Raw genomic sequence first — 9,125 nt, forward strand, 5'->3', positions numbered from 1 at the left:
GGTTGGCGGGGACCGACCTTACGCAAATTCACGGCATCGGCCCGTTCCTCGCACTGCGCCTGATTGGCGAATGTGGAACGGACTTGAGCCGATGGCCAACCGCCAAGCACTTTACTTCATGGCTCACGCTTGCGCCCGGCTGCAAGATCAGCGGTGGCAAGGTACTGTCATCGCACACGCGCAAAACCAGCAGCCGCATCACAGTCGCACTCAGGCTTGCGGCGGTGACCGTTGGAAGAAGCAATACCGCGCTTGGCGCATTCTACCGACGCCTTGCCGGCCGAATTGGTAAAGCCAAAGCCGTGACAGATCGAAATGTGCGTTGTGCTCGACGTGAGCATCAGCGGTTATCGAGCGTGGAAGCGAGGCGGCAAGCCTGAGCGCCGGCGGTTGACGGACAATCAAATGGTGGCCGTGATTCGCGCCATTCATGCTGAAATCAAGGGCGCTTACGGTAGTCCACGCATGATGCGTGAATTGCGCCTGCGTGGCTTCACCGCCGGCAAGGAGCGCGTTGAAAGGGCTCATGCGTGAGAATGGCATCCGGGCGCGTCACAAACGGCGCTACAAGGTCACCACGGACTCAAAGCACGGCTTGGCGGTGGCTGAGAACCTGCTCGATCGAAACTTCACCCCTGCAGCGCCTAACCAGGTCTGGACATCGGACATCACGTACCTTTGGACCGACGAGGGCTGGCTGTATCTGGCTATCGTTCTGGATCTGTTTAACCGCGAGGTGATTGGCTGGTCACTCAAGCCACGCATGACGGCAGACATTGTGACGGACGCGTTGACCATGGCCTGGATTCGCCGCCAACCGGCTGCGGGCCTCATGCATCACTCGGATCGGGGCAGTCGCGAGCGACGCTTTCCAAGACAAGCTCAAAGAATACGGCATGACGTGCTCGATGCGTCGTAAGGGCAACTGCTGGGACGCCCCCACTGAAAGCTGGTTAACAGCTTTAAAAACGAGCGGTATCATGGCGTGCGTTACGCCACACACGCCGAAATGAAGGCGGTGAGCTTCGACTACATTGAAGTCTTTTATAACCGCAAACGGCAGCATTCAACGCTCGGCTACAGGTCACCAATCCAGTATCTCGACCGCTGGATCAGTGAACAAAATCAGGGCGAGCAAGCTGCATAAGTTCCACCTACTGGAAGACGGAATATCGAGGGAACCTCAAACCGGTCGGATGTCGAATTGTCATTTCGGCGCAGACAACCGCTTGAACTCGCTCCACAGCGTCTTGAGCTTGCCGTAGTCCTCTGCCATGCGCGACGCTAAAAAGCCTCTCGCATATGTCGCACTAATCGCCGCATCGGGTGCAGTCGCAGCCAGCTCTCGAAGTAAGCGGTCGGCAACCGCCAAGTCATTGCGCCACCCTAGATCATCCTGCAGTTGCGTGAGCGTTGCGGCGTAATTCTGAAGCGTCTTTTTCTCATAAAGCGTGGCGAAAAATTCCATGGCGTACCGGAGCTTTTTCGCCGCTATTCGTGCGCGATGGCGAGTGCTGGGGTCGAGGTCCGGAAGATGCCGTCCCCGCTTCATTAGCTTGCGGTGCCGTTCATGCAGCGCTTGGGCAGCAAACTCGCTCACGGGTACGCTCAGGGCATCGCGTCGCCCGTCGTCCAGACCTTCGCGCCATCGCGACTGTTCAAACCAACGCGTCAGTTCAATGACGAGACAGGCGTATCGGGTGCAATCTACCGCGGCTGCAGCCTCGGCACGATGTTTTCGTGCGGTTTCTCTCGCAACCCGAAGCATCGCTTGTCCATCAAAGTCGCGGTGCGCATCGCCAAACGTTCCGGATAGCGTTGATGTGACCAGGACTTCCCAATCACGTGCAGCGCCCAGTTTCCCAGCTATCCATTTAAGCTCCGCTTCAAGCGAAACAGGGAAAACCAGAAGGGATTCGACAAGGTCAAGTGCCGAGCGCAGACGTCGAATGCCCACGCGCATTTGATGAACCGGTTCGGCGTCGTCGCTTCTTATGACTCCGAGTTCATTGCCCTGAATCTGTGCAAGGCAGTTCTGCACGATGCATTCAAACGCGGCCTCGACCGTATCTTTCTTTCTCAGCACTAGTGACTGCGCCCTCGTCTCAGCGTAGGGCATTGGGCGGATCAAGTTGTAGCCGCGCTCGCCTTTACTCAAACTGCTGATGCGCATGGGGATCGCTCGTAACAGGTCCAACGCGAGGTGATAAAGACGGTCCGGCTTGCCATTCTTGAGCTCCAGTTCGACTTCCTGGAAAACCTCGGACGAGGAACCACTTTCAATCACGCCATCATCAAGCGCGAGCTCGACTTCATCTCCTTCCGGGAATCGCAGGGACAAGACTCTACGTTTGACCCGGGTCGTGAATTGCGGAATAAGAGCGGTACCTGCGTCAGTCATCGCCAAGAGTCTGGCGACAGATGATTTTTTGGGCACGCGGTTCCGGAGCGCATTGATATCGGGCACGTTCGCGTCTACAGGCGTCTCGTACTCTTCTCGGACATGCATGCCGGCTTTACTCGAGCCTTCCGTCTTGAGCGTCTGCACAAACCCGTCGCCAATGGCTCTTACGCGTAGGGCGATACCTTCTTCGTGGAAGATCAGGTCGGGGGTATCGAAGTAAGTGCTGACAAGGTGCTCGGTTCGGGGTTGCCCCTCAAGCAAGGGAACCAGCACTGGCAGCGAGTGAATCTGCTTGAGTTGTTCTTTGTTTGCCTGAAGCTTGATTTCGCGTTCCATGTACGACGCTCCCTTTGTCGAGGTCCGCTGCGTGTTGTCGGTGGAATGCCAGGTTTTCGCAACCGCCCGAGGTTGCCCGCAACATCTACGTAGCAACGAGAATAACCGTTGTCCGCCACATCGATGGATAAGAAAGAAATCGCGCCGTCTATGCCCGCTGGCAACTGTCGCAGCCGTAATGTCAGCGCTCACATAGGCGGAGCGTCCCGGCCACTGGATCGCTATGGCCGAAACGACCTGAGCAGCAAGCTGCGGCTTTCTCGCGTTGACAGCGATGGTACAGCGTTCGTATCGGTCGGTGCATTGCCGTTGCCAAGCAATAGCCTGAAGACCAGCCTGCTTTAGAGCTTGGATGTACATAGGGCCGGCGACGTTGCTCTAGCATGATCGGCATTGTTGTTTGTGACTCGACAAGATCGCGGTCATAAACGGAAGTGATCTTGCCTGCAGCGATAACCTTGGCGCTACTTGGAAAGCCGCAATCACTGGGCGACCGTTTCTGACTAGCAAAGCGCCCGGATCTTTTGCATGCGACGCTAGGCGTTCCCGCTGCGACAGACCGTGGGGACATCAAGCGTTTCGCGTGCGAATCAAGCTTGCGTCTCGATCTGCCTAAACGAAACTGCCAGAATGGAGTGGGAGTCGCCCTCAAGATAGCCGATCTAGGTCAGGATATCAGGCCACCTTCATTCAAAGAATCTAAAATAGCCACTATGCAGCGCCACGGGCATCACGCCGAGCTCGGTGAAAATCCGTCTAGCCGCTACATGGATGGCATGGATATGCGCTCCGAATGCTTTTTTGAGATCCTCTTCAAGAACCGACCTCGCACCAAAATGGTCTTCGAGTGCCTCGGCGGTGATAGTACATTTGAGGCGGACGCCGTCGACTATGGCAGAAAACACCAAGGCTGGGTCAACGGCGCAGTAAGCGGGACTTTCAGGGGGGAAAGAGATCTTCATTGTGATCCACTCAACGATTTATCTGCATCGTTTTGCAACTTGGTTTCGAACATTCCCGAACGTACTTGAATTTTTTTCATGAGCGATTTTTAGTAAGGTCGGGGCTACAATCATTTATGTCGAATGCGAAGGCGGCAAGACGTCGGGCCCTGAACACGTGCCAATTCATGAGATCGTGCGTCTGCAAGATAAGAGGATAGTTCGGCGACCACGGCAAATCGCACGAAGCCTTCGTCAGAGGGCGTATATCCGAGCATAGGCACGACAAAAACTGATCCCGTGACATTTGTCAACTTGATGAGAAAGAGCGGGGTTTGGAGATCACGAGGTTGTAGAACGAAGAGCGGACAGACATCCATCCCTCTGCCAGCAGCGCAACTTGCACGCAAGCACAAGCCAGCCAAGCACGACACACAACTAGCATTCGCGTCACGAGCACTCGGCAAGCCGCCGGACGCCACCGAAACCTTTAACTAACGGTAACGGCCCTAGGCACCTGAGATGATCTGGCACAGTACTATCCATGGGCGAGAGAAGTCTATGCTGCCCTGTTCAGCAACTGGAGGGCCGTTCGCGACCCTCGGCTGCTGTTCAGAGTTAGAGGACCGTAACGACCGCTTTTTATCGGACAACTGTCGTTCGCTGCCGTTGCACATATCGCCACTGCATCGAACTGGCGCTGCGGCGATACGCATCCACACTTACGCGTTTGTTCGACGCCGTATGGGTAAGGGCGGCCCAGGACCCTGTTAAGGGAGTGGAGCGCTCACCTGGGCAACTCGGGACGCGGCTGCTGGGCGGTGGTCCTGCCTTCTCCTGAACCGGAAGCAGGGGCGGGTGCAATCGCCGCCGCCGGCGTCCGCGCTACCGAAACGCTGACAAACAATCCAGTCGATGAAAGGAAGATTGCGGCTAATAATAAAAATCCCATGGAGTTTGCCTCGCGGTGTTAATGGGCCGTGCCGACGTGTGGACTGGCGTCCGCGCGGCACCCCTCGTCATCTTCGCTCCCGTGCACCTTGGCAGCTGTCAGCAATTGCGCGGTACTGGTAGCCTACCTCCGCACCTTGCCGTTCAATTGACGCAGGTCATTGCCCGTTCGACGAGGCGCCCCGAGACAGAAAGCAATGAGTGTGCAATCCGGATGCCCCGACAGACTGCTTCAAGCCAGACCAACCACTTGGCGTGGATGATTTCAGTCTCTACCGACTCGCGCTCCATCGAGTCGATCATCTTGCTGCCGAACACGGAACGCTGCGCCGCCTGGAATTTCATCGCGATGTGGAACCAGTCGAGAATCCGGCCGCGAGCGTGCTGACTGCCATCGAGAGTCTTCGCAAATTCATCTGCGTCATCGCTGATTGCGGTCACGCGCTCATCGCTTGCCACCCCGTTTTGGCTGAGAAACTGATCGACTTGCGCTGCCGCCGACTTGACCTCCCTATGCACATAGACATACCACGTTGGGGGACCGTCGGTGAACGTCGCTCGCCCGGCCACGATGTTCCCGTGGCGGCCAAGGCTGCCCAACGGGTCGCAATTTTTGCATCCACGCCGAATCGACGCTCGCGGCGGCGACATGGCTGGATTTGCGAACCTGTACATCTGTCACGGCCTGCAGTAGCTTCGGGATGTCACAGCCGATATCAACGTCGAGTAGTTTTCCAAAAATGTGAATCCGATTCCGGGCTCCGCTGAACGAAATTCCCTTGTTTAAAGGCATCACTTCCTTACGCATGGTCGTGGCCTGCCGGTAAGGTACATGGGCTGCCCACTTTGCCTGAAGGTATTCCAGTTCCGGCGTGGCGCGGCTAGTTCTTGTTTTGGACAAGGGATGCACGACACGCTGAGGCGTCTGCGCAGTCTGCTCGTAAGCATACGACCAGCGCCGCGGGCTCTTCACGATCACTTTGCCGTACACAGTGCGTAGCACCGTCGAGCGACTATCCTTGTAGCGTAGGGAAGCACCGCAGAGCCGGGAATGGGTCTGGCCCGAGAACCACCATTGCACTAGGGTCGAAACCAATTCGGCCTGCACGTTGGCTAGCAGCGATCGTCGTTCGGCGAGTATCAGACCTAGTTGGTCAAGACCACAGTCCCGGCGATCAACCACGGTCAAAAACTCCGTCACCGTCATTGACCGTGTCGCTGTCTCGATCGGCCAAACCTTGCTTCGATGATCAACCGCAGGGCTTTCTCCCAACGTTGAGATATCGATCCATCGTACTCCATATGAAACGGGCGCCGCGCGGAAAGCATGCGTGGCTTTCTCGGCGAGCCTCCGCAGCTTTTGCACACTCTCACTTCGAGTGCGATTAAAAACGTCAATCCAGACCACTGTTTCCACGCGAGACAAGGCTTCCGGATTGGAAGAATTCCCTCCGACGGTGTCACACTCGTACGGAGCCGTCGCTAGCTCCGCATGCATTAATAGACTAGGGGTGACGGAACGGCCGGTTTCCTCCCGTCCAGCTTCGACCGTGAAACAGCGAAGTACGAGACTTTCACGTCGCACGGGTCCATTGCCCCCGGAGCTTCGAGCCCGACCGCTACCAGTCGCGCACGTCCGGGTGGACAACTGCTGATCGCACAGCAGGTCACAGATCCAATCTCTCCAATGTTCCATTATTGAATATGACACGGCGGAATCGCGCTTTGCCATCCATCGCTGCATGCCCAATGACGCTCGGCGGACGGCGACACGTGTCGCACACGGCTGTAGTACTAGCACGATGGACGACGCTTTTCTTCGTTCCTCTTGATATGGATCATTGCTGTTTGTCTCGGAGCGTCCAAGATCAAAACTTGGTAACTTGTGCGACTTAAGCTTTGCCTTTGCGGCAGGTAAAGAGGCAATATCGTCTTCGCATCGTTTTTGCTGATTGCGAATATGAGCGGGACGCGATGTTTTCGTTGATGGCAAGTCGTTGACCGGTAAGAGCGCCCCCTACACATCTGTTTTGGTGAGAACCTGCTGCCTTTTATCTAGTGTTCTTTGTCGTCTGGAGATTTACTGCTGGAGGCGCGGGCGAGTCGTATTTGACGGATTGGCTATAGTGGACAACTGCCACAATAGATAGACTGCGTTGGTTCGGGCAAAAGAGAGTCATTTTTCAGGCGGCGTGTGCCAGGTCGAGAATATTGCTTGAGCGGGTCCCGTCCTCGCATATATGCAACATCGCGTTCTGTGTCGCATTTTGAACTTTACTCGGTCGTTTCAACCCCTGAGCCGTCCGCATGGTGGGCAATGACTGGGATGAACCGTAGCGAAATTTTGAGCTCCATCTAGACGAGGGCGAGGCTGCGGAATGACTCAATTCAGAATTTTGCCGGTAATTGCGCTTTGCGTACTTGTCGCGAGTTGTGTTTCGCCGTCGCCGAACCTGACCGCTGTGGCGACGCCCGCGTCTGACAAGCCGCTTGTCGTCTCCGACCGGGATCAGGCGTTTTGCATGAACTATGCCGCGGGCCAGATTGCCGGCCGATCACTATCGCTCGAAGGTGATGTCGTGCATTCGGACACGATTACGGGTTCAGCAGCGGCTGAGTCGGTTACATGGAGTCTGCAACAGCGGTATGAGATCGCCTACTCGCAATACGTGCGATGCATGTACATCAAAGGTGGCCAGGTCGAGGTCCTGCGGAGCCACGTATTGCCACGTGGGGTTCGTTAGTCTAAGTATCGGTATTGGCGCGGTGGGGGATCGGGTTGGAGTTTCCCCACCTTGGCTGAGCGGGTATTGCATATTGAATGCGAGGGCCCTAGCCATGCTTGTCGTCGGTGGGGAGATCGAGGCTTTCACCCGGCTTGGAGCAGGGGAGCGGCAGGTCGCGCCATATGACATAGTGGCCCGGTCAGGTACGCACCATGCCGCCGATGGTCGCCTCGTTGCCCGGCGCTTTTTTCGCCACGGGCGGCAGCGGCACCAGCAGCAACGGGCACACCGAGAGGAGCAGAAAGTGCTCCGCATCGCTGCAGAGCACGAGTCGACGCCAGCCGCGCCATCCCTGCCCATCACCACGAGATCTGCGTCGAACGGTTTTGTCGCAATAATCGCCACAGCGCGTTCCGACACCGCCACGTTCTTGCCGACCTCGAATGCGGTCTGGTCGATGATTGACAAGGTACCGTTGCCCATGTCTGTGAGCAGGTTCTCGAAACCCACCCGTATGCTTTGTCCGGTCGTTTCGACGGCAAGTTGCATCACCTGCGGGTTGGTCGCGGCGAAATTGTTCGGGCTCATCGAGTCGATGAACTGGCGCGTGTAGAACGAAAGTTGCTGCCGGGTGGGTTCATCGAGATTGGCTGCCCCGACCATGTTGGCGATTAGCCGAGAATTGAGATAACCTTGTTTCAGCAGACTGTAGGGGAGGATGTCCTGCCATGCAGCCGCCTTGAAACGGTGGTCACCCTGTTCGGCTACGCCCGTGGCATCGTCTGCAACGGCCGTCATCATGCCCGTCCATAGCGCGAGTTGCTACTGAAAATAGTTCAGTTGCAGTTCCGCGAGGGATTCAACACCGCCCGGTTCATTTGCGCTGACCGGGGTGGCGTCCTTGTGAGGGAACATGTAGGCTGGATAGGCCGTTGCCTGTCACAGGTTCTGCCCAGACTTGATGGTCGCCTGAACATATTCGTCCGGAACCTGGGAGGGACATGTCATCCAGTTCTCCATTGCGTCAAGACACGCGGCACCTCATGCGGTCGCGCGTCCATTGCCTGCGGCTATCTGGTCTGCATCAGCTTCTGCGTCTCCGCGAGACTCTGTGTGCCCCGCTTCGTGATGTTCGCCATTGCGTCTATCTGGGCGTTCCGTGCCATCTCCGCGAGATCCTTCATATCGGCGAGCGCTTTTTGATAAGCGTCGCTCACGAGTGCTGCCTGCCTAGCAGGGTCGGGGACATTTGCACCGCCGGCAGTGAAGGCTTTGGCGGAATCCTGGATCCCTTGCATCGCCTCCGTCACCATCTCGGTCTGTTTGCGCACGAGCGCCTGCATCGCCTCAAAGGCGGCCCGGTTGGCCTTGAGGACGGCTTGCATGTCTTTGTTCTGTGACTCGATGATCGGCGCCATATCGAACCCCGGAACCTTGAACTCCTGCATCATCCTCGTCATTTCGGCGAAGGGATTCGTTTCATTGGCATGTTTATCTCCAGTTGAGTGGTGGGTTCTTCAGAAAGTGGCCGGGGGCACACGCGGATTCTCAGGCGGTGGCTCCAGATCGTTTTAGGCGGTCTCCTTAACTCGATGTTGCTGCGCCAAAGCCAGACGGCCTTCTCCCGACATGACCATGACCAGCGCCTCGCCATCGTCCCAAGTACCACGCGGCGCTTCTCGTGCAGCACCTCCTTCACACGAACCGTGGCATGTACCGTATCGCCGGGGCGCACCGGACCGCGGAACCGCAGCGTCTGGCGCAAAT

General features: G+C 56.9%; 6 protein-coding genes and 2 pseudogenes. 2 read left to right on the top strand and 6 right to left on the bottom strand.

Annotated features, from left to right (window positions below; translation table 11 throughout):
* Window positions 1-380 (top strand): transposase (locus ACSQ36_RS46800; protein WP_436187605.1); only part of this gene is annotated, 380 nt, incomplete at its 5' end.
* Window positions 316-1,147 (top strand): annotated as a pseudogene (locus ACSQ36_RS46805) (IS3 family transposase); the annotation flags it as partial. The gene ACSQ36_RS46800 and the pseudogene ACSQ36_RS46805, both read left to right, overlap by 65 nt.
* A gap of 60 nt (window positions 1,148-1,207) precedes the next feature.
* Here the strand turns inward: ACSQ36_RS46805 and ACSQ36_RS46810 are convergent.
* The 6 genes and pseudogenes from ACSQ36_RS46810 to ACSQ36_RS46835 all read right to left on the bottom strand — a co-directional run.
* Window positions 1,208-2,740, bottom strand: a complete 1,533-nt coding sequence (locus ACSQ36_RS46810; RefSeq protein ID WP_436187606.1) for a CHAD domain-containing protein — start codon at window positions 2,738-2,740, stop codon at window positions 1,208-1,210.
* Between the two features lie 686 nt (window positions 2,741-3,426).
* Window positions 3,427-3,702, bottom strand: a complete 276-nt coding sequence (locus tag ACSQ36_RS46815) for a DUF1488 domain-containing protein (RefSeq protein WP_436187607.1) — start codon at window positions 3,700-3,702, stop codon at window positions 3,427-3,429.
* Between the two features lie 1,074 nt (window positions 3,703-4,776).
* Window positions 4,777-5,202, bottom strand: coding sequence for a hypothetical protein (locus ACSQ36_RS46820; protein WP_436187608.1), 426 nt, complete (start codon window positions 5,200-5,202; stop codon window positions 4,777-4,779).
* Between the two features lie 2,033 nt (window positions 5,203-7,235).
* Window positions 7,236-8,159: a hypothetical protein gene (locus tag ACSQ36_RS46825; protein WP_436187609.1), complete on the bottom strand. Its 924-nt coding sequence runs from the start codon at window positions 8,157-8,159 to the stop codon at window positions 7,236-7,238.
* Window positions 8,160-8,428: 269 nt separating this feature from the next.
* Entirely contained in the window at window positions 8,429-8,809 is a 381-nt protein-coding gene (gene phaP / locus ACSQ36_RS46830; RefSeq protein ID WP_436187610.1) for a TIGR01841 family phasin, read from the bottom strand.
* A gap of 5 nt (window positions 8,810-8,814) precedes the next feature.
* A pseudogene (locus tag ACSQ36_RS46835) lies at window positions 8,815-9,125 on the bottom strand (hypothetical protein); the annotation flags it as partial.

This window comes from Caballeronia sp. LjRoot34 (assembly GCF_964253815.1).
Taxonomy (GTDB): Bacteria; Pseudomonadota; Gammaproteobacteria; order Burkholderiales; family Burkholderiaceae; genus Caballeronia.

Bases quoted from the DNA above. Each gene is read 5' to 3' on its own strand.
- ACSQ36_RS46810 (WP_436187606.1), bottom strand. From the start codon at position 2,740: ATGGAACGCGAAATCAAGCTTCAGGCAAACAAAGAACAACTCAAGCAG.
- phaP (WP_436187610.1), bottom strand. From the start codon at position 8,809: ATGATGCAGGAGTTCAAGGTTCCGGGGTTCGATATGGCGCCGATCATC.
- ACSQ36_RS46825 (WP_436187609.1), bottom strand. From the start codon at position 8,159: ATGATGACGGCCGTTGCAGACGATGCCACGGGCGTAGCCGAACAGGGT.
- ACSQ36_RS46815 (WP_436187607.1), bottom strand. From the start codon at position 3,702: ATGAAGATCTCTTTCCCCCCTGAAAGTCCCGCTTACTGCGCCGTTGAC.